Raw genomic sequence first — 24405 nt, forward strand, 5'->3', positions numbered from 1 at the left:
GACTGTCTTATAGTAGACAGTCCTTCTTTTCATTTACTAACTTGCTTCATCAAGTTCTTATTCCCTTTAGTAATGATGTTTTCATAATCAATATAATCATATATATCATCCGTAATCTGTTCGCTGAACTTAGCCAACTCTTCCACCGTCAAATCCTCGATTGCTTTCTTTTGTTGCTCGCAGTAAATAATCAGTTTTCCAACGATTTCGTGCGCGTCACGGAATGCTGTCCCTTTGCCTACTAAATAATCGGCAACTTCGGTTGCATTAAAAAAACCTGCTTTAATCGCTGCTTTCATATTATCCGCATTGACATGTAACGTATCAATCATTTTCGACATGATTTCGAGGCAATCCATAACGGTATCCAGTGCATCGAAAAATTGTTCTTTATCTTCCTGCATGTCTTTATTATAAGTAAGTGGTAATCCTTTCAACGTCGTCAGCAATGAAAACAGAGAGCCATAGACGCGTCCCGTTTTCCCTCGAATTAATTCCGCAGCATCAGGATTTTTCTTTTGCGGCATAATGCTACTTCCCGTTGAATAAGCATCTGCCATATCAATGAATTTGAATTCTTGGCTGCTCCACAAAATTAGTTCCTCACTCAATCGGCTCAAATGCATCATAATAATTGAGAAATCCGACATCAATTCAAGTAAATAATCTCGGTCACTAACGCCGTCTAGGAAATTATCCACCGGTTTAGAGAAACCTAAAAGAGCAGTTGTCACATCACGATCGATGTTATGTGTTGTACCCGCAAGCGCCCCACAGCCTAATGGGTTTTCATCTAAGATTTCAATCGCATTGCCAACACGTTTTTTATCCCTGCTGAACATTTGTGCATACGCACCTAAATGATGACTAAAAGTAACGACTTGCGCACGCTGTAAATGTGTATAACCAGGCATGATTACATTGTTTGCCGCCCCTTTAGTGTTCAGTGAATCGATAAGCATCTGAAGGCTGTCCATTACTTGTGCCGCCTTGCCTTTTGCATACAAGCGCATATCTACAGCGACTTGGTCATTTCGACTACGTGCTGTATGTAATTTCTTCCCCGTTTCCCCAATGCGTTCCGTCAAATGCATTTCTACGAACGAATGGATATCCTCGTAATTGCCTTCGATTTTAATCGTACCCGTTTCAATATCTTGCAAAATAGATTGGAGCCCACCCACAAGCAGTTCGCCTTCTTCTGGTGTCAATAAATCACAGTGTACCAGCATCGTAACATGTGCTAAGCTTCCTGCAATATCCTCTTTATATAATCTATGGTCCACAGGTAATGATGTATTAAATTGCTCCATTATTTCATCTGCACGACTGGTAAAACGTCCGCCCCAAAGTTTCATTTATACGCCCACTCCTTTTTTGTACTTTCTAGCATTCAGTTTCGATAATAAAATCACTGCCAAGACAAGAAGAACTACTGTCAACAGTAACGTCAATGCGCTACCTGTAATACCTGCAACGATAAATCCAACTAACGCAATCGAACCGTTAAGAAGGGCATACGGGAATTGTGTTTTTACGTGATCGATATGATCGGCCCCCGCCCCTGTCGATGATAAAATCGTTGTATCTGAAATTGGCGAACAATGGTCTCCGAAGATGCCTCCTGATAGGACTGCTCCAATACAGACTAACAGATGCGCATCGAGTGCGACAGCCATTGGTATAGCAATGGGTAGCATGATGGCAAATGTCCCCCAAGACGTCCCTGACGCGAGTGCCATTCCTGCACCAACGAGGAAAAGGATTGCTGGGATAATGAACGCAGGGACATTTCCTTGCATCACTTCCACAATAAAGTTTGCTGTCCCCATTTCATTGATTACTTTACCTAGTGACCATGCTAAGACTAGTGTAATCGCGACATACACCATTTTCTGCATTCCCAATGTATAGATAGAGAAAATTTCATTAAACTTTTTAACTTTATAGATAAGCATTAAAATGACAATTGTTATTGCTGCGAATAAGTATGCCGTCGATAAAGCAATCCTAAAATCATTCCCAGGTACTGGTTTGATAGGGAATCCGAATGAAACTAATAGCCCGAATAAAGTTATGAATAGTACTAATAGTGGAAGTAGTATTAAGCTTGAATGACTTCCCTTGGTCATGTCTTCACCTTCCTCCGCCTTTCGAAGAGGTGTTGACGTTGGCCAATAAAGTGCACCCGTTTGCTGTATCCTTCTTTCCGCTTTCGCCATAGGACCGAAATCCAGTTTTGCTATGGCCATAAGCGGCACCATCGTTACAGCTAAAATTGCATAAAATTGAAATGGAATGACCTTTACTAACGTACTGAATTCAGAGGTCGTAATGTTCAACAAATCAAATTCATTTTTAATGAGCCCCATTATATATACACCCCATCCGATGAACGGGATTAAAACCGCCACTGGAGATGATGTTGAGTCAATGATCCAAGCGAGCTTCTCTCTAGATATTTTCGCTTTATCAAAAACCTTCTCAAAAACGGGACCTACGATAAGAGGTGTTCCAATATCGGAGAAAAAGATGAGTACACCGCCAAACCAAGCAGCCAGTTGTGCCTTCACGCGTGTATTAATAAAATTAGTCGCTTTTTCTGCGAGAGCCGCACCACCACCCGATTTCTCCATAAGCGCAACAAATCCTCCTATGAAAAACAGTAAAACTAATACAGCAGCATTGTAGCTATCTGCCACTTGTGGAAACAAGTAATTTCCGATTGTTTCCATTGTTGCTTCAAGCGGACGACCGCCGACCAATAGTAAAACACCAAAGTATGTACCCGAAAATAGCGAAATGACAACATTCTTCGTTACCACAGCTAATATGACCGCAAGTATTGGTGGTAGCAATGATACAATACCCATGTGTTCCAATAAAACCCCTACTTTCATTCACCTTTATGTATAAATATGAATTATATTTTATAATTAATCGATTAGCAAGAACTATTAATAGGAAAATTACATTTGAAATTTTCGTTCTATTTTCGCGGTTCAAAAAGCGTAACCCATCGATACGTTTTTTAAATTATCTATAGGGCAATCTACTTTATAGTGCCTGTGTTAAGTATTTTAAACTCCACATCTACCTTGTATTCTGTCGTATCTATTAGTTTCTGCGTTAATTCTTCCGTCCATTTTCCTTTGTGTTGCATTCTAAAGTTCTCACTGAATCCCACTGGATCAACTTCTAGTTTTTGTAGTTTTTTTAGTAAGTTTTCCATTTCTTTTTTTATGTGATTGCTAATTTCTTTTTCATAAAAATAGACTATCTTATTTCCTTCAGTGATTGAAGATGATATACCAGAAATACTGTCTTACTCTGGCACATCAGCCGACTTTAGCAAGTCTTCCTTGTAATCTAACAAGGGAGAGATAACAGTTCTGTGCAAAGTGAGTTTTTCGATAAGTGAGCTAAAATAAATGATTGTCACAAGCTTATCGGTTGTTTGAATGTCTTTAAATACTGCATCATTTATACCTGCTAATTCTTTCTTAATCGCGGCAATTGTAATGAGAACTTTGTCATTCTGAGTGGACGTTACTTCATTATTATTAGACATACCACCATCCGTAAAACCCATCTCTATCACCTTCTTTATCGTTTAATAACCTTATCAATATTTCCTAAATCGCAAAGGTTTATACAAGTAAGGAACTTCTATACTAAGACAGCAAGGCATGTAATCCAGCTATTTTCGATATTTTTATTGGAGATTGCATATTTAATTTATGATTTGGCCGATTAGAAGTCCTCAACCTTTTCCTTGCTGTCTGAATCTGGCAGTGTTACAATTGGAAAACGTCTTAATTTAGCGAGTGATAACTATGCATGCATTCAACCTAAACGATTATACGAATACCCCAAAACCTTGACAGGAGCCTGTCAAGGTTTTTTGTTTCCCTTGGGAAAGATATTAATAGGAGGTAATCATTGATGAATAAACATAGCCATTCAAGTGCTTCAATAATTGCAGTGTGGATCAGTTTAATAAGCAATATCCTCCTAACAGGCATTAAACTTGTTGTGGGTTTTCTCTTTCAAAGTCCGGTTCTTCTAGCCGACGGTTTCCATAATGCCGGCGATGTTATTGCCAGCGGTGCGGCCTTAACCTCGATGCGAATATCCAAGCGTCCCGCGGATGATGACCATCCATATGGACACGGAAAAGCGGAAGTAATCAGTTCTGCCGTTGTGGCACTGATTTTAGGAATTGCCGCACTCTATATTGCATTTGAAGCAATTTCTGCACTTTTTGAGGAACCAGCTAAAGCTAGTTTAATTGCTTTACTAACTGCTTTCATTTCGCTTATATGGAAACAGGTCTTGTATGTCTATACAATCCGGATTGGTAAATTGACCAATAGTAAAGGGTTGATTGCGACCGCCTATGATCACTTGGCAGACGTCTATGCTTCCCTAGCAGCTGTTGTGGGAATCGGACTTGCACTCATTGGCGATCTGTACAATATTCACTTCCTAGCTTACGGTGACCCCGTAGCGGGTATCATTGTGTCGTTTTTAGTGCTCAAACTTGCGTATGAAATTGGAAGAGAAGCAATGGATGTCCTTATGGAGAAAAACATAAGCCAAATCAGACTTGATGAATTCGCGGCTTTAATCATGACAATCCCTGAAGTGAAACGGATTGATCGTTTGCGCGCGCGGGAACATGGTCATTATATTCTAGTCGATCTGCGTGTTGGTGTGCCGGGCGAAATGACAATTCAGGAAGGGCATGATATTTCGCATAAAATCAGGGATACAATCATGGAATGTAATGAAGATGTGGATGAAGTTTTGATTCACTTGAATCCTTGGTATAAAGAAAACGACTAAAAAAGTTGCGTACATGTCAATGACATGTACGCAACTTTTATTGATCACTCAATTTTTTTCTGGCGGTATTCTTCTTCCATTTCAGAGTCTTTCACTTCATCCTCAGTCGATAAAAACTGTTGTAATGCCTGTTTGTTTTGCTCGAAATCGATACTAAGAACTTCCCCTGCCGCTACACGCTTCTCTTCAAAAGAGTGTTCAACAGGAATACGTAGCGTCTCTATTTTATCAGTCTTGCCAAGAAGTAAACCTTTACCGATTGTAAGGATTGTTCGATTGTCAACATTTGTATTAACGTAAGGTTCCACAACACCTAGTAACTTAGGTAAGTTTAGTAAGCTGTGGACGCTCACAGCTTCATCCTTTAATTTCGACAACGCTTCCTGCTGCCGTTCCACCCGCCCATAATCATTATGTTTATCGTGGCGGAAACGCACATAGCCAAGTAACTGTTCGCCATTTAGCAATTGGTTTCCAGGCTGTAATGTCATTCCAATTCCATGAGACATGGCATAAGGAATATCAACTTCTATCCCATTAGGAGCTACAACGTCTACGATTTTCGAAAATCCAGTAAAGTCAACAATTGCATAGGAATGAATATCAATATCGAAATTTTCCTTTATCGTTTGCCTTACAAGTTCCGGACCCCCAATAGAAAAGGCAGCATTCATTTTATGGTATCCGTAACCCGGAATATCCACATACGTGTCTCTCATAATAGATACAAGTTTCATCAGATGAGTCACTTGATTGTAATGAGCAATCATTAACGTATCAGCTCGTGCATCTTCTTCTCCCCGCGAGTCACTACCTAATAATAGAACATTAATTTCACCGAATTGTGGATCTGCACCTTCAAATTCACCAAACGACGCATCGTCTTCTTTAAGCATTCCTTCTTTTCCAAAAGATAATCCGCTATTGTATTGAGCTACCCCGTATACGATTCCCGCTAACAGAATCAATGTAGTCACGATAAAGAAATTCCTTAGTCCTTTACGTTTTTTGATTCTTCGGTCGCTTCTTTTCATAAATAAATCCACCTATCATTAAATTCTATGTCATGTTTTATCGAATTAACGCCTAGCGCTATCTAGACTATAAAAATTGTATAGTTGTAAAGACATCTTGTCAACAATCGGTGGTACCTATCAGGATACCCACTCCCCTTTATTTGACACCGCGCCAGTGGAATAATTCAAGAAAATAGATGTTACAAAATAAAAGCCTAACGGAACAATGTAGGCTATACTAGGATATAAGAGGAATGCAGTTTAATCCCTCTCTAGTCAAGGAGCTGATCTGAAATGTTAAAAAAACAGATGGAAAAGTATATTGCAGAAAATACGCTGGATAATAAAATCGAGTTCTTTAATGTGGATAAAGAATACGCCGCCAAACATCAATTGATTGCCGAGGGTGTAACCGTTGTAGAAAAAGCGTTTCAATTCAGCGCCATTGAACGGTGCGTTAAAGAAACGGAAAATTTGATTCGAGAAGAAGATCAGAACTTTTTAAATGACAGCATTTCATACTTAAAAAATCATATGAATGAATTTGTTTACGTAGAATCAAATGCTTTTGAAGTTATTAGAGTCGACGCCGTCGTTCTTGAACTTGATGATGTCTTTGAAACGTACACTGCCTTATTTGGACTGAAATTACAAAAGAAATTCGGGAATGACATGAAAGCATATCTTGACACACATTTACGCGGAGATGGTGCAAAGTATAGTGTGATGTTTTCCATTGAAGACGGATTATGGGATATCAATTTTGCACTTGACTATATAGAAGGTTTTAGTGAAGACTTATCTTTTGTTGAAGTTTATCAACTTATGTACAACTTTATATTCAAATTGATTGAGACCGTTGATGAAGCGCAGTGAAGGATGGGAATTAATTGAGTGATTTAGGTTTTATTTACACATATACGCAGCACACAGATGAGCATGATTTGTGCATGTTAGAGATGAGATCCTTTTTCGGCTTTGATGTCACTTCTACCGTGTTGAGAAGTTCGATTAAAATCGATCCAAGTCGCAGTGCATTTATGAAAGAACGACTGGATGTTATGTATGAAAGTGACAGTCTTGATGGAATTTCACAACAGGTTGAACAATACGATATAGGTAATTCTACATTTAGGGTCGTCAGTTTGAATACAACGGATCTCGATTTGACGAAAAAGATTGGACATCCGGAACGTCGGAAAATTGAGCGAGAAATTGGCTTACGTATCAATGGTACACCTGATTTAGTATACCCGCCCGTCAATACGTTTGGCATAGTTTTATTGGATGGTAAGTGGTATTTCGGGAAACATGTTGAAAGTGAATCGGTCTGGTTCCTTCATCAGAAAAAACCGCATATGTACTCTACAGCATTAAGTACACGTGTCGCAAGAGCAGTAGCTAATATTGCGGTTCCACATCCCGAGGGTGTACGCGCAATCGATCCTTGTTGTGGCATTGGAACGGTGCTAGTTGAAGCATTGTCAATGGGTATTAACATCGTCGGACGGGATATTAACCCGCGTGTCGTTTTAGGTTCGAGAAAGAATATTGCCCATTTTGAACTCGTGGGTAGTGTAGATGTCGGCCCTATTGCCGAGGTTGTTGACGACTATGACGTCGCGATTATCGACATGCCTTATAATCTCTTTACACATATTACACCCGAAGCGCAACTTGAAATATTGAAGGAAGCACGCCGCTTTACAAAAAAAGTCATTGTTGTAACGATTGAAACAATCGATCATATGGTTGAAGAAGCTGGTTTCGTTATTACGGATCGTTGTGTAGCGAAAAAAGGGCATTTTATCAGACAAGTACTTGTTTGTGAATAAAAGGAAAGACCTCGTTCAAAGAAGCGAGGTCTTTTCTTTTGTGATTTTGCAGCAGGTATTTCCCCCTAATTAAACTCCAGATAATACAACTCTATTTCTTCCTTCTGTTTTTGCTTGGTACAATGCCTTATCTACTCTGTCGTATAATTCTTCTATTGTTTCCAGATTTCCACGATAACCCCCAACACCTAAAGAAATCGTTATATAATCATTTGTTGGGGATAACGATGATGAAACAGTCGTTCGAAGCCTTTCAGCGATAACCATCGCCTCCTGAACATCCGTTTCAGCCAATAAAACAACAAATTCCTCCCCGCCCAATCTGACACACACATCGTCCCCCCGTACGATGTCGCTCATTTTTTTCGCGAGATACTTAAGTACTTCATCTCCAATATGATGGCCGTAATTGTCATTGACAACTTTGAAATGGTCGATATCAATCATAATAATAGAAAACTGTTTTTTGTCCGAAGTCCACCTTGTAGTAACTTTGTCGCCATATCTACGATTCTTTAATCCGGTAAGAGGGTCTGTGTAGGAACGTTCCTTATAATCCTCAACCCTCAACTGCTGACTTCTCGCGTATTCATGAATTGTTTCATTTAATTGCTTAGCCTCAAAATACCATGTTGGAATGTCAGCATATTGGTTTTGCTCCTCATTATCCTTTAGTTTTGCCGAAAACATTGCCAATTTGCGCAACGGAGATGATAATCTCTCAGTCAAAATAATAGTTAACAGGAAAAAAAACAGGACAAAAGGAAGAGCATACAAAAGCATTTTGTATATCATCCCCTTCAACGGTTTGACGCTTGTTTCATAAGGTGTTTGGGAGACAACTCCCCATCTACTCGACTTAATGTTTGTGTAGCCGGCAAGAAATTGCTTACCTTCTGAGTTCGTAACTTTTTGTGCACCACTTTCATGTCCTAGTATTTTTTGCGCGACTTCATTCTCGTTGACTATTACCCCGATTCGTTTTGGATCCGGATGGTAAATCAACATCCCCTTATTATCGACTACCCAAACATAAGAACCGTCCGTAGCATAGTGTTCGTCGAGGATATTATTAATAATATTATCTTCCTGCAAATAAACCGTGCCGCTCAAGAAACCCAGGTATTCATTTTTTTCATTCCACAAAGGAGTGGAGACTAAAATGAGCAATCTTCCAGTTGCAGCTTTATAAGGTACGGAGATTAGATTTCTTCTTTTAAGGAGTGCTTCTTTCGGACCCTCGGTATCGAGTTTTTTTCCTACTATGCCCAATTCCGGCGAGGTAGCAAGTACCACTCCCTCTCTACTTATAACCGATAGGGAATTAAAGTTTTTACTGCTAGTTAATAGATCTGCAAGTGTGCTAGATAATTTTTCAACGTCATCAATTTCCGCACTAATTTCGGAAGCTTTAACTTGCAAATTACTCTGCATTCCATTAAATACTTCCTCCGTCAAACGTGCCAATTTCATTGAATATACTCTGTTGATTTCTAGAGAATTATTTATCAAGTTTTCTTTTGTTACATAATAGCCAGAAAGCAACGTGATACTGAGTATGCCAATCATCGCGAATGATACGAGAAGCGTTATCCAGAATCGTAACGTTTTGATCATATGTATTACCTCTTCTTTAAGTTGTATTTGGTATCTATCATTATATCGGCTATAAAGGTGACAGTTGAATCACGAACATTATTAGAAATAGAAACTAAAATATTACTAATCAGTTTAATGCAGTATGGGAGGATTCCAATCCCCCTATATATGGTATATAATTCGAGGGATGTCCATATTTAAATTGTAACACTGTTAAATAATTAAATTTAGGTAATAAACACCATTACATTCACAATGACGCTTCGGTGATTTTTGCAAGGTGACTTTGCTCAAACTTTAAATTTCTTCAACTATTAACTAGTAAGAGTTGAAAGACGGTGATGTAATGGAAGTAAAGTCAATATGGGATGAAAGATTGAAAGAGTTTTACATGGAAATCGTGAAATACTTTTCTCTTATTGCAATGGGTGTATTTTATTCCTTTATCATCTTTGGCAGTATTTCTCTATATTACTACATGAAATTTCTTCAATGGTTACCTCCCCATTTTCCAACCGAAATGATAGCATCATTCGTAATTACATTCACTTTTTTAAAGGCTAACGTTCGTACATTTGTCAAAAAAGCGGATGTTATCTATTTAATGCCAGCGGAGACAGCGTTATCCTCCTATTTTAAGAAATCGATGTTTTATAGTGCCTTTATAAATGTAATCAAATTGATAATCATGCTACTAATTATTAGCCCTTTAATAAAACAAGGGGAAATTTTCAATGCCGTATCCATTATAACTTTTTCAGGCTTAATCATCTTAAACATTCGCCTGACTTGGATTGAACAATGGCTAATTACTAAACTTCAAAAGCTCTTCCACAAAGTCATTCGATTTTCAACATTTTATACAATTATTTATTTTATGTTTACAGGTGAGTGGGCAATTTCAGTGATCTTGTTGTTTGTCAATTTCCTTCTATGGTTCTATGTATTTACTACGCAGTATAAAGGGATTAATTGGAGTTTTTTAATAAACCAAGAAGAAAAGTCCCTGTTAAAGATCTATAAATTTATTAATTTCTATATTGATGTCCCTCACCTTAAGCATTCATTTAAACGGCGGAAGCTTTTAGGTTGGTTGTTAAAAAAAGTAATAACTTATAAACTTTCTTCTTCCTACACGTACTTATTTTCACACTTATTTATCAGGTATAATGAATTTTATTATTTGTATGTGAGATTAACCTTAATCGGGATTGGCGTTAGTTACTTCTTTCCTGCTTATGGCTGGTTTGTTGCTTTTCCACTATTACTTTTATCCGGATATCAGCTACTCCCTTTACAATACTCGATAAATGACAGTTCCCGTATTTATCCCGTATCAACTAAGACACGTAAACAGTCTTTTCAAAAACTACTAATGAGCCTGTTAATCATACAACTACTTTTTTTCAACTTGGCTTCGTTTAGTCCTATTTTTGATCTAAAAGTCGTTGTACTAATCTCCATGGAGTTGCTAGTTGCATACTGGTTTGTTTACTTTTTCGCATCGAAACGCATTTTTGTTCAGTAAATTTAATAACCAAAAAAGAAAGTGCCCATGACTGAGCACTTTCTATTTTCAGTTTGAAACAAATGTTGTATAGTCGGCCAAGAGTCGTGCGCCGTAACCAGTTGCAGATTTCGCGTAATATCCTGAAGCGCTGTTTTTACTCATCATGCCTGCCATATCGACATGCAACCATTTACTGTCTTTCGGTACAAAACGGCGAAGGAATAAGCCTGCTGTAATGGATCCTGCGCCGCCTAATGAACTGATGTTATTCATGTCCGCATAATCACTGTCTAAAGACTTGTCATACGCTTCGACTAGTGGCATCGGCCAGATGAAATCACCGTTTTGATCACCAATTTTTTTCATTTGGGTAGAAAGTTCTTCATCTCCGAAAACACCACCGATTTCAGTGCCAAGCGCATTGACGATTGCACCTGTAAGCGTAGCAATATCGACGATGTATTCCGCTTTCCACTCGCCTGCACGTATAAGGGCATCTGCTAAAATGAGACGACCTTCCGCGTCGGTATTGCCGACTTGTACTGTCAATCCATTTTTGTAGGTGATGACTTCACCTGGTAAGACAGATGTGTTATCTGGCATGTTTTCCACGATTGGAATAAGTGCCACGACATTTACTTTTGCTTTCGATTTCGCAAGCAATGTGAGTGCACCGGAAACGGCAGCTGCTCCACCCATATCCATGCGCATATCACTTAAGTCTTTCCCGCTCTTCAAGCTGATGCCGCCTGTATCGAATGTCACGCCTTTACCGACGAGTACCACAAGCGGTTTCGACGCATCACCTTTGTAGACTAATTCAACGAATGAAGGCTTGTAGATACTACCACGAGCGACTGTCAGCACGCCGTTCATTTCCATTTCCTCAAGTTGATTTTTGTCAAAGACATTCACTTCGACGTCAGTACCTTCAAAATTTTTCTTCAGTACTTCTGGGAACGTTTCTGGATTTAAGACGTTGGACAGTTCATTCATCAAGTCGCGCGAGAACGCAGTTGCGGCCGCACGAATCTTGCCTGCTTCGACGAACGGCTTTGCTTCTTCTCCGACTACATGAAGTTCAGTTTGGAATGCTGTGACCTCCGATTTGTATGTAACAAACTGGTATGCCCCTAGTTCCCACCCTTCTGCAAATGCTGTTAGGACAGATTCTTTATCCAACTTTGCGTAAGCATGCGAAAGAATTTCTGATTCAATAATTGCTGATTCGGCTTTTTGAGCGCTTACATCACGAGCAATATTCCCCGCTGTTGCTCGAACTTTTTCAAGTGTCGCCTCTTTTTCTTTGCACTCTTTTACTACAATATAATGCGTTTCATCGATTAATACAGAACTATGCCCCGCCTTTTGATTGGCTACAAATTGTTTGATTGCAGCATTTTCCGAAACAATTGGATCGTTCGCAAAAATAACTTTTACTTCATTAGACATATGAATTCCCCCCGGATAAATTATTTCGACTTCTAAAATAGTTTATCACAAGTTGTCCAACTTCAACGAATTATCTTTTTATAAAAGAAACCAAACGCCTATCTCCATGAACTGAGCGAAGCCGCCTTACAAAGGCTAGCGTATTCAACTGGATTTATTATTTCAACTTATCTATATAGTCGGCACTTAAGAAATAGATTGTTCTTCCTACACCGCTTTGTCTCTTGGTGATGGCCTCACGCTAGATTTGTACGTTATACGGGTGAGAAATACCACCTAGTTAATTCTAAATTAGCAGTGCAGAATATATAGTTAATCCAATACTAATAACCCTTCCACTGATCTTTGTCGGCTGATTGCTCTCCAATCCCTTCCCACTCACGTAAACGCGTGAAATGTTGCGCTAGGCCATTTGCTGTTTCCGTTATTCTTGCCGGATAGTCAAGTATTTCAAGAAGCCTGATTGCATTCCTTGTTAGTGAAGGACCTGGATGGACCGTATAATCAAACTGGATTTCACCGTTTTCAATCGATTCTCGGAAGTGATGATTTGTATACCGATGCTTTGCCATTTCGGTCAGTTCTATATCATGAGATGCAACCACATTGATGCCATTATTTGCAGAAAGCCACTCCATCATTGCAGCAGATGCAGCAATCCGCTCTATCGTATTTGTTCCTTTCAATATCTCATCTATAAAGGAGATGCATGGCTTTTCTTCCTCAATCAACTGAATAATTCGTTTGAGCGATTTAATTTCGGCGATAAAATAACTATCCCCATCTAATACATTGTCCTGTATCGCCATAGATGTCACGATAAAGCTCGGTTTCATCATCCATTTTTCCGCCAATGCCGTATTGATAGTCTGTGCCAAAATCGCATTAATAGCGATTGCTTTAATGTACGTTGACTTTCCGGATGCGTTGGAGCCAGTAATCAACGTACATTTGCCAAGGGTCGATGTATTTGTAACTGGCTTATCAATAAGTGGGTGAGCCATATTACCGAATGAAATTTCTTCTTTACCAATAAAAATAGGCGTACAATATGTATCAAGCGATTTACGGTAAAACCCGACGGCAATCGCAGCATCGAGTTCACCAATACGCTCCCAAACTTTACGGTACTCCTCTTTATGATTGGATACCGTTTTGATGATTTTATTATAAGAAATGAAATCCAATAAGAATAAGATTCGAATGTACTCAAAAATAAAATCAAATTCTCCGCCGCCTTCTTTTCCAAAAGCAACAATTTTTGTCAACGTCAATACTTTTTTAATAGGTTGTACCTGTTGTTTGAATTCCTTTGCATATCTTGTGAATTCAGGATGTTTGACGGACGCTAGGCTTTTTGCAGCATGAATGATGGCTGCTACATACGAGACGGCAAACAGTTCATTTTCTAACATCGATTTATTTCGATAGTAAATGATTGTATTGAGTAGAAATGATCCTAAAATAAGCATAATCCCGTATTTCAGACTAGAAAACATCAGGGTGAATGACACGATTGGCAGTACACCCAATAGAATATAAATAGATGCATGTTTAATTTTATTGCCTTGGTTCTCGTGAAAAAATGATGATGAATTTGTATAATTTCTTTTTCCTAGACCTGACAATATCAGAAGAAGCTCTTCCCTTAATTCCTGATTGCTTGCCAATAAGGTATAAAGTTCCTCATTATTTTGCACCTGTACAAGGGATGGGTTGATATCTCTAAGCTGATTGAATAAGTATTCTGACCCTACAGTGGACTGTGTATAATTGAGCTTTTTGAAAACTTCATTCATCGTTAAGTCATCCCACGTCAATTGATCTACGCCATCATACCCTAATTTACTGCTTTTCTTGTTTTCCCAGTAAGATGAAACTGTTTGGAAACTCTCACTAGCCGCGTGGAAGCGCCCCGATTCCCATTCTTTCCGGAACTTTTTAAGTTTCTTGTTGTTTTTCGTTAGGAAATGATAAACGATAAAAACGACCACTAGTAGTATGATAATGATTAAAGAATTCACCACTTTAACCACCCCCTTCTTTATATGCCTTATTATGTAATACGTTTAAAAAGATTGAAAGTTTCAGTTTTTTGTTTTATTATCATTCTCGGCCTTTTATCATATTTGTGGCACTTTTCTTACTCAAACCTTCTGGAGGTAATTACATTGAAAAAAGTATGGAATCATCAAGGAATTATTGAAAAATTTGAAGCGAATCGCAACGAGGAACTAGCTGGACCGATGACTGCCTATATGAAAGGTCATTTCCCTTTCCTCGGCATCAAGAGTCCACTTCGTAAGCAATTATTAAAAGAGCAGTTTGCGGAATGCGCGTTGCCTGAACCTGGACAACTTTTTAACGAGGTATGGAAACTATATAATCTTCCAGAGCGGGAGTACCAATATGCAGCATTTGCTCTGATTGAGAAAATGAAAAAGCATCTAACAACAGAAGATTTCCCTGCTTTACTTCAATTGATCGAAACGAAGTCATGGTGGGATAGTGTCGATTCGATTGCTCCTCATTTTGTTGGTCGCATTGTAAAACTTGATCGCGATTACGGCGAAAAAATCATGCTGGGGTGGTCTCTTTCTAACAATATGTGGACAAACCGTTCTGCGATTCTTCATCAACTAAAATTCAAACAAGAGACGGATACGGATTTATTATTCGAGATTATCAAACAACATTCTAGTTCAGGTGAATTCTTCATCCAAAAAGCGATTGGTTGGGCTTTACGGGAATATGCCAAGACGAATCCGGATTGCATAAAATCATTTGTGGATAGCCATCCTTTAAAACCACTTAGTAAAAGAGAAGCTCTGAAACACTTTAAGTAATAGTAATAAGACTTTTGAATTATGTACACACAGCTAAAAAAATTCCAGCTAAAGTCAAAGTCTAAAACACAAGTGGTATCATTCACTTGTGTTTTATATTTTTAATAGTTATTCAAAACCGTTTTTTTATGTCAATGTTTCACTAAACTGCATCTTAAGTTGAATAAAAACAGGGTGCTTAACCCCTACTTGAAGTAAAGCACCCGTTAGTTTGTATTTTTTATTATTTCATCATAATACTCTTTCGGATTAGAGATATTGTTATCAATGAAAAACCTTGCATTTTGTTTGAACATATCAATGTAAGAGTCTTTATCCATACTTAATTCGCCCAACTCATCAACATCACCCTCAACTTGTACAGTTTCGGTTTTTATATCTACGATAACAGTCATATATGTTTCATCATTGTATATTACAATACAGGTTACTTGCTTTTTCACTAAATCAACTTGCGGAAATTCGTGACGTACACCTGTGGCTTTAAATATTGTATATCCAACATTAGATTCATTTGAATTATTCTCCATTTTCAACACATCCTTAATAAAACTAATTTACTCATATTCTAAATAGGAAGTTAAGTGTGTCCTTATTTTACTAACCTGCTCGTTAGGTAAAGTAAGAAATTACTCGACTCCATTACTTACTATGAAACTTCAATCTTCTTTCATCAAAAGTTTTTTCATCTTCGGTTCCAAATCCGTAACCATCAAAAATAATTGAATTTACTGGAACTAGCGGAGTTAATGCGATTTTCCAATTACCATCTTCCAATACAAGAACCACTAAGAAATAATTAACCCCATTTATGTGATACTCATTTTCGTGATAAACCTTATAATCAACCGCAACATAAAACGCCCTTTTAATACTGTACTTATCCATATAACGATTCGGTAAATAATTTTCAGCATAATCATATGGTAGCTCTTTCCACTTTATTAATCGAGCTTTTCTAATATTGAGTAAACCTAACTTTTTTTCCTGGTTTTCTTCATCATCCATAAAACTTTTCATTTCATTTGCTTCTTCCTTAACATACCACTTATCTACATTAATCCATCGATTTGCATTTATATCATTAAAATAGCCAGCGATTACTTTTATTGCAGATTTATACCTAACTTCAGTGGAGCTTTCGCGGATTGAAGGAGAAGTATTGTTGGGATTCGCAATTACTGTTCCATAATTCAACCCACAAATTAATATACTAATTAAAACCAACAGAAGAGGGCCACTTTTATTCAATATCATCACCCCAAATCATATTTGGGTTTAGTTTATGCAGTTCAGTTAAAACAATCCGTTGTAATTCAATGTTTTCTCCCCATCAACCGAACCCGTTAAAAAATCAAGTGCTTTTTGATATCCAGTACCTTGCAATGAACAATACCTTATGATATATTGTTGTCAACGAGTACTTTATATACGCCAGTACTGTTCATTAATTACTAGCGGAAGGAGTGTGTGTGAAGTGAATGTGCAATTCAAAAAAGGCGTGCTGAATTTATGCGTGCTTGTTCTTCTCGATAAGCAAGATCGCTATGGTTACGAGCTTGTGCAAAAGATTTCCGATCAAATTTCCATTTCTGAGGGATCAGTTTATCCCCTGTTGCGACGTTTAACGAAAGAAGGTTATTTCACGACCTATTTGCAGGAATCAACGGAAGGACCTCCCCGTAAGTATTATAAATTGACGGATGCGGGTCGTACCTATCTTCACGACCAATTATCGGAGTGGAAAAATTTCACGGATGGCGTCAATACATTAATCGAGGAGGGTGTACAGAATGACTGAAAACCAATTTATAGGTGAACTTGAAACTGCATTGAAACGACTGCCTACTGAGGAACGGAATGATATTATTCAAGATATCCAGGAATACTTCACTAACGGTCGTGAGGATGGAAAGTCAGAAAGTGAGATTGCTACTTCTCTAGGATCTCCTGTTAAAATTGCTGAGGAATTACTTGGATCGTATTCATTTGTGGAAAATAAAGCGGAAATCACATCGACGAATGAAGTCATTACAATCCAAGATGATCGATTTTTGAATGTTGACATCAACGTCCAGCATGGCGCACTAGTTGTCAGTCCGTCTGACAGTTCGGTGACGACCGCCGAACTAATTGGCTCCAATGAGAAATTGAAACTAACTGCGGAAGTGGTTGGCGATACATTGTTCATCCGGCTGAAAAGCCTACGCCACTGGTTACTCATGTTTAATTTCAACATGAAGGCAGTGACACTCAACGTGTTCATTCCTAAGAAGCTGTATCAAACGATTGTGATGAAGACAGATAATGGACGGATTTCTGCCGAGAAAATACTGTGCAAAAAAATCAGTGTGAATACCGATAATGGAAAGATCCAATTAAAAGAGATTGCTGCCACGTCGTTGACTGCCGAAACGGATAATGGACGAATTGAAGTTGATAAGGTGCAGGTCGATCATTTACGCACGAAAACGGATAACGGGCGAATTGAAATGCGTCATGTCGATGCGGACAGTATTGTAGCTGAGTCTGATAACGGTCGAATCGAGCTCGAACATGTTACGGGTTCCATTGTCGGCAGTACGGATAATGGACGGATTACACTTCAGACGGATAGCCTTGATCGGAATATTGATTTTCAAACGGATAACGGAAGTATTGTTATCCAATCAACTAGCAAGCCAACGAATGTTTCCATTCATACGAAAACTGGCCACGGTAAAGTCGATGTATTTGGCGAACGAAATTCACGGACGGTCATCGGCGCTGGTGAACATACGATTCGCTTGAAGTCGGATAATGGACGGATTACGGTGGGTTGATTGTGGATATGGTTGGTTGGCGAGGCAATATGCTTGGCCTTCAACGTTATATGATTGCTTGGCTGAAGGATACGCTTGGTCGGCAACTTTATATTCTTGCTTCCCATCTCAACCAGTTAATTTCAAGAAAAAAAGCTGATGATACACCGATTTTCCGGTGTATCATCAGCTTTTCAATGTTTTCACACGACTGGCGCTTCTCCGCCAAACGCTGCCCACTCTTCACGGGATGGTCCGTAGACGCCCGGTACACGCAAGCCGGCTTGCCTCATGAGTACTGTCATTTGACCGCGGTGATGCGTTTGGTGCGCTGTTAATATACTAAGGACAGTCCCAATCGCCCATTGCTCCCCGTACATCTCTTTTAATTCCGCAAACGATCCATCAGTCCACTGTTCTTTGATTGCTGCAACCATTGCTTCATTTGTTGAACTGTAAGCTCCCGCGATTTCGGCAGCCGTTGTTGGTACAGCTGCATCGTGAGGATTCGCTTCGAAATCAAGACCTGTCCGTGACATCATCTCACCAAGTGTTGTGACGACATGCCAAGCAATTCCGCCAAGGGTACGGTCATCGGGTGATACTTCTTGCTCAAGAGACTTATCAGTTAATTCATCTAGTATTTTTTGTGTCGATTCACTTTCATGGCCCCAGTTAATAAGAAACTCTTCGATTGTTTTAAACAACTAAAATCCCTCCAAGTTTTGCTTTACTCTATAATCCTTTTCGCCATTTGTCGTAATTTCTCCTGCAATATCATAAAAATAGAGGACGAGGAGGCATCCTCTATTGGTTGATTGTGGAACTCTTCATTTTATCATCTTCCACAACTTCACTCATTATTCCCTATCATGGTTATAATGAAACAACATTGTCATGGTATAATTTCCAAAATTAGAATGGAGGAATCTTGTGGCTCGTAAAAGAATGCTGTTTTCATTCCTACTACTATTTTCTATCCTACTGACAGCTTGCTCAGCGAAGACATCCGGTGTGGATAGTCCAGAATTTGATCAAGCACAATCTGAATTTATCGAGGAATTAAACATTGAAAATATTTACGCTTCATTGAACGAATTAACGAAAAATCCTCGAGTAGCTGGCACAAGTTCGGAAATGCGGGCGGCGGCTTTTTTGACTGTACAATTGAAGGCGGAAGGATATGAAGTTGCCGTTCAGCCATTCGATTTCGAAAGGTACGTCATACCGGAGTCGCACGGCCTAATTGTCGAAGGCTTTGCAGGCCCACTCTCCCCTGCCCCATTTCAATATTCGGTTGACGGTAATGTCGACGGCCAATTGGTCGATGCAGGATATGGCTTGAAAAAAGATTACAAAAAAATTGATGTAAAAGGAAAAATCGCGCTTGTCGCTGTTGATAAAACCGCTTTTTCTGAACTGGTCTTATTGGCATCAGAGGTTGGTGCAAAGGCTATTCTTCTTTATTTCCCCGATGAATTAGAAATTGATAAATGGACGCTTGGTAAAGAGCATTTTAAAGAATTCATTCCCGCGCTGGCTCTTACTTATGATGATGGAGCAAAGCTTATTGAATTAGTCAAAAACGGTAGTCCTGTCAATGCGGCTGTTAAAATTAAAGGGGCCCGTATTGACAAGGTTGCATCACAAAACTTGATTGCCACTAAGCATCCCACTTCAGAATTGAATGATGACATCATACTAATTGGTGCCCATTACGATTCCGTCGATGAAGCACCCGGTGCGAGTGACAATGCAAGTGGTACTGCAGTTGTCCTTGAACTGGCTAGAATGTTCAAATCGGTTCCAACAAGTAAAGAAATCCGATTCCTATTTTTTGGTGCTGAAGAAGAAGGATTACACGGGTCAGAAAAGTATGTAAGTGCACTGACGAAAGATGAAATTAAGCGCTCTGCCGCCATGTTCAACTTGGATATGGTTGGCAGTGCAGACGCGGGAGATTTAGCCATTCAAACGATAGATGGAGCGGACAATACCGTTACAAAAGCTGCAAGTAAAGCGAACGAGGCACTGAATGGTGATCCAATCGAGACTGACTTTGGAGACAGAAGCGATCACACACCTTTTCATAATGCAGGAATCGACGCAGCTTTGTTCATTTATGATCCAGTGGAAGAGTGGTATCATACGCCAGAGGACACTATTGAAAAGTTAAGTAAGGACCGTCTTGTTAACGTCGCCAAAATTGTTGGTACATCGGTTTTTGAACTGACTTTTTCAGGAATAATTGAAGAGTAATATAATAAGAGTTCTTTATTCACCCAATTTGGCATACTAAAGATAAAGGGAGGCTGCTTTATGACGACCATTCTAATCGACGCGGATGCGTGTCCGGTTGTGAAAGAAACGATCCGAATAGCGGGGACCTTCGGATTTCGCTGCATCCTTATCTGCGATACAACCCACGAAATGCATCGGGAAGGTGCAGAGACAATTATCGTCTCGAAGGGGGCGGATGCAGTTGATTTTGTGCTTGTAAATCGTGTAAAGAAAAATGATATTGTCGTTACACAAGATTATGGTTTGGCAGCGATGGTGCTAGCAAAAAAAGGCCATCCAATCGATCAAAACGGGCGACTCTATACGGAGGACAACATCGACCAGCTGTTATATGCCCGCCACACAGCTCAAAAAGTCCGAATGGCTGGCGGACGATTACGCGGTCCAAAAAAGCGCTCCAAAGAAAGTGATTTGAAGTTTGAGGAGAGTTTGAAGAAGTTGTGTACGGAACTTGCGGAAATATAAAGCAAAAGCCTGTCGGCATATCGACAGGCTTTTTTCACCGGTTAGTAATTTTCTGTACAAGCTATGCGTATGTTGGGTATATACAAACTTTCAGGATAGCATTTCCTTAGCAATCAATTCATAGGATTTCAACCTATCTTTAAAATCTGGTAAATCTGTAATGAATACTATTAATGAAGCCGGAGGTAGCCTATGCCGAAAATTCTATCTGTCAGTACTTTTAAACCGCCTCATGAAGTTAAACAGCAACAAGCAGTTGAGTTAACTCGTTCACTTTTCAGTGAGAAATACAATGATATTGAACGGCTTTTGAAAGTCTTTCAAAATGGCGATATCGAGACGAGAAATGTCTGCATGCCCCTGGAATGGTATGGAAAAGAGCATGACTTTGAAGAGCGCAATAATTTATACATTCAACATACTATCGACTTCGGTGTACAAGCCGTGCTGTCGTGCCTCCAAGGGGAGGGCATGCTTGATGAACCGATTGAACCGTCTATGATTGACGCCATTTACTTCATCTCCAGTAGTGGGATTTCAACGCCAAGCATTGAAGCACGCATTATGAACCGGATTCCTTTTCGGGATAGTACGAAACGCGTTCCAATCTGGGGGCTTGGTTGTGCTGGTGGCGCTACGGGAATAAGCAGGGCCTACGAGTATTGCCTTGCGTTTCCCGAAGCGAATGTCCTTGTTCTCTCCGCTGAATTATGCAGTTTAACATTTCAGAAAGACGATTATTCAAAAAGTAATCTAGTGGGGGTCTCACTGTTTTCAGATGGAATTGCATGCGCATTGGTTTCTGGCGACAAATCTTCGGTGAAAGTGAAAAAAGCGATGCCTAGGGTTATTGCTACCACTTCGAAACTGATGCCCGATTCCGAGAATGTTATGGGCTGGGACGTAAAAAACGCTGGACTGTATGTTGTTTTCTCAAAAAGTATTCCCGCTGTCATTACAAATTGGCTTGGGCCTTTCGTTCATGAATTCCTCAGTGAGCATGGGCTAACAAAAGATGATATTACACACTTCGTTGCGCATCCTGGTGGTAAAAAGATTCTTGAAGCATATGAAACAGCATTAGGATTTGATCAAAACAAAACGGACATTTCACGGGATGTACTGCGTCACAATGGCAATATGTCATCCCCTACAATTCTTTACGTGTTAGAGAAGTTCATGAAAAGTGAGCCTGCTGCCGGTGAGTATGGATTAATGGCTGCACTGGGCCCTGGATTTTGCGGCGAATTGCTGTTATTGAAATGGGAATGAGGTGTTTTACAAATGATATTTTTCATTGTCATTTCAATCGTGATCATACAGCGTCTTATAGAACTTATTATCGCGAAACGCAATGAGAAATGGATGCGTAGCCAAGGAGCATTCGAAGCGGGTGCTGCCCACTACCCCGTTATGGTTGCCATGCATATCGCATTTTTCATTTCACTCCTTGCGGAAGTCATTCTGCTCGATAAGTCACTGTCGTCAGTATGGATTTTATTTTTCGCCATTTTTCTAGTGGCGCAAGTGGCACGGATCTGGTGTCTTTCTTCGCTTGGGAAGTTCTGGAACACGAAAATCATCATCTTACCTGGCGCTGACGTTGTGCAGAAAGGCCCGTATAAGTGGGTGCGCCATCCCAATTATGTAATTGTGACGACTGAGCTCTTGGTGCTTCCCCTCATCTTCAGCGCTTATTTAACAGCAATTATTTTTACATTACTGAATGTGTGGATGTTATCCGTCAGGATTCCTGCAGAAGAGAAAGCATTGAAGGATGCGACGAATTATAAAGAGAAGTTTTCGCTGGACTAATGACAATCGGCACTTACACATAAAACCTGCTTTTCTAAACGACAAAAAACGCTGAGCTCAACTAGTCAGCGTTTTCCTATTCATTGCTATCCAATAAATTCCGATGCTATCAATAACTTTAAGGGATTACCATCTTCTACGCATGGATTTCATAGCAAAACTAACAACAATCACTATGATAAGTGCTCCGATAATCGCAGGTACAATGTAAAACTCAGCTAATTTCGGACCCCAGTTCCCTAGCAACCTACTTCCAATCCATGCACCAATGATACCAGCAATCACATTTCCTATGATTCCGCCCGGCATATCTTTACCTGCAACTAATCCCGCAAACCACCCGATGATTCCACCAATAATTAAATATAATAACAAACCCATACATTACATCCCCTTTTAAGTTTTTTGTCTCCTAAATAAGTTCGGATTTCGGGTTCTCTATAAATTAATACGGTTTGAATTCCTTGAATATACCTCCTTCCACCGCCCCCTTCCTTTACACTTGAATTGTATAAGCCGAAGATGATTTAAGTAATCTTTCTACTCCGCCAGGATGATAAGGCATTAACCCATTCGCTGTCGGCAAATCTACCCATTTTATTTCTAAAATTTCTTCTTCGTCTTGAATGGAGCATTCTCCGGATACGATTATTGCTTTAAATGTTAGAAATAAAGCGTGATGCCCTTTTGCATTAAAAAATGCTTCATTTACCGCCACAATACGTTCAACTTCAATCGTCAAACCTGTTTCTTCCTGAGCTTCACGAATAATTGCTAGTTCCAACGTTTCCCCTTCTTCAACGTCACCGCCAGGAAAAGACCATCCGCTACCTTTGTTATTAACCATCAGTACTTTTTGCTCGTCTTCTTTATAAATAAGTGCATAGACAACATTTACTTTTTTCATTTCTGCCATCCCCCAAAATGTCGATTAACTACAACAGAATTCCGTAGACTACCCTTCATACATTCCTACATAGGGTATCTCCTTACCGTCTACTACTACAATATATGCGAGCGTATCCGTTTTATATATCTTTGTTCCAACAGGTAATTTGTTAGATGTACCACTTTTAAACTTCCAAGCTTTGCTCGTTTGTTTTGTTATTTCTCCCACTTGCTCCCCCACTATATAAGGTAATTCTTTTAGCCATTCTAGATCTTGGGCGTTCGAGTAGACGATACTATCTAAAACAAAGATATCCGCATCACTACTTCCAAGAAAATCTTTCGGCGTAAGATTTCCTTTATAAGCTTCTTGACAGCCTGATACTACCAATAGAAGTAAAGTTATAAAGAATACGAATCGACCGATTTTCATGGATATACCTGCACCCCTTATTCAAAAGTCTTTTACACATATTAATTAGTGTTTCTTTAACACACTATTAAATTATTAACCTATGAGTCACTTGTCCAAGAAACATTAGGAATCCAATTAAAGACAAGATAAATCCAATGTAAAAAGGCCAGGGATTGTCTTCTTTCTCCTTATCAAAAGTCTTATAAGTCAACATGCATAAAGCGATTGTAATGACAGGTAGAAAACCGTAAACTGGCCCAAATGTAAATGAAACTCCGCCCATAAACATAGCGACTAGTCCGAAGCGGTTTTGTTTTGGAATTCTATCTAAATACGCTTTATCAGCCTCTGTAATACCTTCATCATCTTGTGAAAACCTCTTTATAAACTCCATATATTTTTTATAAAGCCTCATATCTATATACCCTAAAATACATAACAACCTCCTATATTCGTCACAATATGGAACAACCCTACTACTTATACGTTGGTAAAGGTCAAATGGTTCCACAATCTACAAGTAATAGGATTTTTTACTGGTTTCACAACAGAATCCCTTCGATAGTAATTTCAAAATGAGAAGGAGCACTCCCTAACAGGCGTGCTCCTTCTCA

General features: G+C 39.2%; 26 protein-coding genes. 11 read left to right on the plus strand and 15 right to left on the minus strand.

The genetic code is table 11. From position 1 onward, the window contains the following. Positions 1-29 precede the first annotated feature (29 nt). From argH to H2672_RS12230, 4 genes are all read right to left on the minus strand, one after another. Positions 30-1358: an argininosuccinate lyase gene (gene argH / locus H2672_RS12215; RefSeq protein WP_186671719.1), complete on the minus strand. Its 1329-nt coding sequence runs from the start codon at positions 1356-1358 to the stop codon at positions 30-32. Then, positions 1359-2873 carry a Na+/H+ antiporter NhaC family protein gene (locus tag H2672_RS12220; protein WP_255485798.1) on the minus strand — a complete coding sequence of 505 codons (1515 nt, stop codon included), beginning with the start codon at positions 2871-2873 and terminating at the stop codon, positions 1359-1361. 179 nt (positions 2874-3052) lie between these two features. Further along, positions 3053-3319, minus strand: a complete 267-nt coding sequence (locus tag H2672_RS19970; protein ID WP_370569644.1) for a Ger(x)C family spore germination C-terminal domain-containing protein — start codon at positions 3317-3319, stop codon at positions 3053-3055. Positions 3320-3325: 6 nt separating this feature from the next. Then, complete coding sequence (locus tag H2672_RS12230) at positions 3326-3592, minus strand: hypothetical protein (protein ID WP_186671723.1); 267 nt, start codon at positions 3590-3592, stop codon at positions 3326-3328. Between the two features lie 353 nt (positions 3593-3945). Between H2672_RS12230 and H2672_RS12235 the strand changes: the two genes are divergently transcribed. Then, positions 3946-4848 (plus strand): cation diffusion facilitator family transporter, encoded by a 903-nt coding sequence (locus H2672_RS12235; RefSeq protein WP_186671725.1) that lies wholly within the window; start codon positions 3946-3948, stop codon positions 4846-4848. Positions 4849-4892: 44 nt separating this feature from the next. On the opposite strand, the gene H2672_RS12240 is transcribed toward H2672_RS12235, so the two are convergent. Beyond that, positions 4893-5882, minus strand: a complete 990-nt coding sequence (locus H2672_RS12240; RefSeq protein ID WP_186671727.1) for an LCP family protein — start codon at positions 5880-5882, stop codon at positions 4893-4895. A gap of 276 nt (positions 5883-6158) precedes the next feature. On the opposite strand from H2672_RS12240, the gene H2672_RS12245 reads away from it, so the two are divergent. Then, positions 6159-6740 carry a branched-chain amino acid aminotransferase gene (locus tag H2672_RS12245; RefSeq protein WP_186671729.1) on the plus strand — a complete coding sequence of 194 codons (582 nt, stop codon included), beginning with the start codon at positions 6159-6161 and terminating at the stop codon, positions 6738-6740. A gap of 14 nt (positions 6741-6754) precedes the next feature. Then, positions 6755-7699, plus strand: a complete 945-nt coding sequence (locus H2672_RS12250; protein WP_255485780.1) for a TRM11 family SAM-dependent methyltransferase — start codon at positions 6755-6757, stop codon at positions 7697-7699. A gap of 69 nt (positions 7700-7768) precedes the next feature. On the opposite strand, the gene H2672_RS12255 is transcribed toward H2672_RS12250, so the two are convergent. Next, on the minus strand, positions 7769-9316 hold the full coding sequence (locus H2672_RS12255) for a sensor domain-containing diguanylate cyclase (protein WP_186671731.1): 1548 nt from the start codon (positions 9314-9316) through the stop codon (positions 7769-7771). A gap of 328 nt (positions 9317-9644) precedes the next feature. Between H2672_RS12255 and H2672_RS12260 the strand changes: the two genes are divergently transcribed. Further along, positions 9645-10826, plus strand: a complete 1182-nt coding sequence (locus H2672_RS12260) for an ABC transporter permease (RefSeq protein ID WP_186671734.1) — start codon at positions 9645-9647, stop codon at positions 10824-10826. A gap of 48 nt (positions 10827-10874) precedes the next feature. On the opposite strand, the gene H2672_RS12265 is transcribed toward H2672_RS12260, so the two are convergent. Further along, positions 10875-12260, minus strand: coding sequence for a leucyl aminopeptidase family protein (locus H2672_RS12265; RefSeq protein WP_186671737.1), 1386 nt, complete (start codon positions 12258-12260; stop codon positions 10875-10877). A gap of 323 nt (positions 12261-12583) precedes the next feature. Further along, positions 12584-14287, minus strand: coding sequence for a MutS-related protein (locus H2672_RS19975; RefSeq protein ID WP_186671739.1), 1704 nt, complete (start codon positions 14285-14287; stop codon positions 12584-12586). A 144-nt stretch (positions 14288-14431) separates the two neighbouring features. Between H2672_RS19975 and H2672_RS12275 the strand changes: the two genes are divergently transcribed. Further along, positions 14432-15106 carry a DNA alkylation repair protein gene (locus H2672_RS12275; RefSeq protein WP_255485783.1) on the plus strand — a complete coding sequence of 225 codons (675 nt, stop codon included), beginning with the start codon at positions 14432-14434 and terminating at the stop codon, positions 15104-15106. Positions 15107-15312: 206 nt separating this feature from the next. Here H2672_RS12275 and H2672_RS12280 read toward each other — a convergent pair whose 3' ends face one another. Beyond that, the gene (locus H2672_RS12280; RefSeq protein WP_186671744.1) at positions 15313-15636 is read right to left on the minus strand and encodes a cysteine peptidase family C39 domain-containing protein; all 324 of its coding nucleotides are present in this window, start codon (positions 15634-15636) and stop codon (positions 15313-15315) included. 112 nt (positions 15637-15748) lie between these two features. Beyond that, positions 15749-16357: a hypothetical protein gene (locus tag H2672_RS12285; protein WP_186671746.1), complete on the minus strand. Its 609-nt coding sequence runs from the start codon at positions 16355-16357 to the stop codon at positions 15749-15751. A gap of 226 nt (positions 16358-16583) precedes the next feature. On the opposite strand from H2672_RS12285, the gene H2672_RS12290 reads away from it, so the two are divergent. Continuing rightward, positions 16584-16907 (plus strand): helix-turn-helix transcriptional regulator, encoded by a 324-nt coding sequence (locus H2672_RS12290; protein ID WP_186671748.1) that lies wholly within the window; start codon positions 16584-16586, stop codon positions 16905-16907. Then, positions 16900-17928 carry a DUF4097 family beta strand repeat-containing protein gene (locus H2672_RS12295; protein ID WP_186671751.1) on the plus strand — a complete coding sequence of 343 codons (1029 nt, stop codon included), beginning with the start codon at positions 16900-16902 and terminating at the stop codon, positions 17926-17928. The genes H2672_RS12290 and H2672_RS12295 overlap by 8 nt, the downstream gene beginning before the upstream one ends. Before the next feature lie 182 nt (positions 17929-18110). On the opposite strand, the gene H2672_RS12300 is transcribed toward H2672_RS12295, so the two are convergent. Beyond that, positions 18111-18614 carry a DinB family protein gene (locus tag H2672_RS12300; RefSeq protein WP_186671753.1) on the minus strand — a complete coding sequence of 168 codons (504 nt, stop codon included), beginning with the start codon at positions 18612-18614 and terminating at the stop codon, positions 18111-18113. A 226-nt stretch (positions 18615-18840) separates the two neighbouring features. On the opposite strand from H2672_RS12300, the gene H2672_RS12305 reads away from it, so the two are divergent. From H2672_RS12305 to H2672_RS12320, 4 genes are all read left to right on the plus strand, one after another. Beyond that, positions 18841-20166, plus strand: a complete 1326-nt coding sequence (locus H2672_RS12305; protein WP_186671755.1) for a M20/M25/M40 family metallo-hydrolase — start codon at positions 18841-18843, stop codon at positions 20164-20166. A gap of 60 nt (positions 20167-20226) precedes the next feature. Further along, a complete protein-coding gene (locus H2672_RS12310; protein WP_186671757.1) occupies positions 20227-20673 on the plus strand; it encodes a YaiI/YqxD family protein in 447 nt (148 codons plus the stop codon). A 192-nt stretch (positions 20674-20865) separates the two neighbouring features. After that, positions 20866-21945, plus strand: a complete 1080-nt coding sequence (locus H2672_RS12315; protein ID WP_186671759.1) for a type III polyketide synthase — start codon at positions 20866-20868, stop codon at positions 21943-21945. A 12-nt stretch (positions 21946-21957) separates the two neighbouring features. After that, entirely contained in the window at positions 21958-22488 is a 531-nt protein-coding gene (locus H2672_RS12320) for an isoprenylcysteine carboxyl methyltransferase family protein (protein WP_186671760.1), read from the plus strand. Positions 22489-22614: 126 nt separating this feature from the next. On the opposite strand, the gene H2672_RS12325 is transcribed toward H2672_RS12320, so the two are convergent. The 4 genes from H2672_RS12325 to H2672_RS12340 all read right to left on the minus strand — a co-directional run bounded on the left by H2672_RS12325 (position 22615) and on the right by H2672_RS12340 (position 24206). Beyond that, positions 22615-22869, minus strand: a complete 255-nt coding sequence (locus tag H2672_RS12325; RefSeq protein ID WP_186671762.1) for a GlsB/YeaQ/YmgE family stress response membrane protein — start codon at positions 22867-22869, stop codon at positions 22615-22617. 115 nt (positions 22870-22984) lie between these two features. Beyond that, complete coding sequence (locus H2672_RS12330; RefSeq protein ID WP_186671764.1) at positions 22985-23395, minus strand: NUDIX hydrolase; 411 nt, start codon at positions 23393-23395, stop codon at positions 22985-22987. Between the two features lie 48 nt (positions 23396-23443). Then, a complete protein-coding gene (locus H2672_RS12335) occupies positions 23444-23809 on the minus strand; it encodes a hypothetical protein (protein ID WP_186671766.1) in 366 nt (121 codons plus the stop codon). A gap of 67 nt (positions 23810-23876) precedes the next feature. Further along, positions 23877-24206, minus strand: coding sequence for a cell division protein FtsK (locus H2672_RS12340; RefSeq protein ID WP_186671768.1), 330 nt, complete (start codon positions 24204-24206; stop codon positions 23877-23879). Positions 24207-24405 lie beyond the last annotated feature (199 nt).

This window comes from Sporosarcina sp. BP05 (assembly GCF_014282005.1).
Taxonomy (GTDB): Bacteria; Bacillota; Bacilli; order Bacillales_A; family Planococcaceae; genus Sporosarcina.

Bases quoted from the DNA above. Each gene is read 5' to 3' on its own strand.
- argH (WP_186671719.1), bottom strand. From the start codon at position 1,358: ATGAAACTTTGGGGCGGACGTTTTACCAGTCGTGCAGATGAAATAATG.
- H2672_RS12220 (WP_255485798.1), bottom strand. From the start codon at position 2,873: ATGGGTATTGTATCATTGCTACCACCAATACTTGCGGTCATATTAGCT.
- H2672_RS12230 (WP_186671723.1), bottom strand. From the start codon at position 3,592: ATGGGTTTTACGGATGGTGGTATGTCTAATAATAATGAAGTAACGTCC.
- H2672_RS12235 (WP_186671725.1), top strand. From the start codon at position 3,946: ATGAATAAACATAGCCATTCAAGTGCTTCAATAATTGCAGTGTGGATC.
- H2672_RS12240 (WP_186671727.1), bottom strand. From the start codon at position 5,882: ATGAAAAGAAGCGACCGAAGAATCAAAAAACGTAAAGGACTAAGGAAT.
- H2672_RS12245 (WP_186671729.1), top strand. From the start codon at position 6,159: ATGTTAAAAAAACAGATGGAAAAGTATATTGCAGAAAATACGCTGGAT.
- H2672_RS12255 (WP_186671731.1), bottom strand. From the start codon at position 9,316: ATGATCAAAACGTTACGATTCTGGATAACGCTTCTCGTATCATTCGCG.
- H2672_RS12260 (WP_186671734.1), top strand. From the start codon at position 9,645: ATGGAAGTAAAGTCAATATGGGATGAAAGATTGAAAGAGTTTTACATG.
- H2672_RS12265 (WP_186671737.1), bottom strand. From the start codon at position 12,260: ATGTCTAATGAAGTAAAAGTTATTTTTGCGAACGATCCAATTGTTTCG.
- H2672_RS12280 (WP_186671744.1), bottom strand. From the start codon at position 15,636: ATGGAGAATAATTCAAATGAATCTAATGTTGGATATACAATATTTAAA.
- H2672_RS12295 (WP_186671751.1), top strand. From the start codon at position 16,900: ATGACTGAAAACCAATTTATAGGTGAACTTGAAACTGCATTGAAACGA.
- H2672_RS12310 (WP_186671757.1), top strand. From the start codon at position 20,227: ATGACGACCATTCTAATCGACGCGGATGCGTGTCCGGTTGTGAAAGAA.
- H2672_RS12315 (WP_186671759.1), top strand. From the start codon at position 20,866: ATGCCGAAAATTCTATCTGTCAGTACTTTTAAACCGCCTCATGAAGTT.
- H2672_RS12320 (WP_186671760.1), top strand. From the start codon at position 21,958: ATGATATTTTTCATTGTCATTTCAATCGTGATCATACAGCGTCTTATA.
- H2672_RS12325 (WP_186671762.1), bottom strand. From the start codon at position 22,869: ATGGGTTTGTTATTATATTTAATTATTGGTGGAATCATCGGGTGGTTT.
- H2672_RS12330 (WP_186671764.1), bottom strand. From the start codon at position 23,395: ATGAAAAAAGTAAATGTTGTCTATGCACTTATTTATAAAGAAGACGAG.
- H2672_RS12335 (WP_186671766.1), bottom strand. From the start codon at position 23,809: ATGAAAATCGGTCGATTCGTATTCTTTATAACTTTACTTCTATTGGTA.
- H2672_RS12340 (WP_186671768.1), bottom strand. From the start codon at position 24,206: ATGAGGCTTTATAAAAAATATATGGAGTTTATAAAGAGGTTTTCACAA.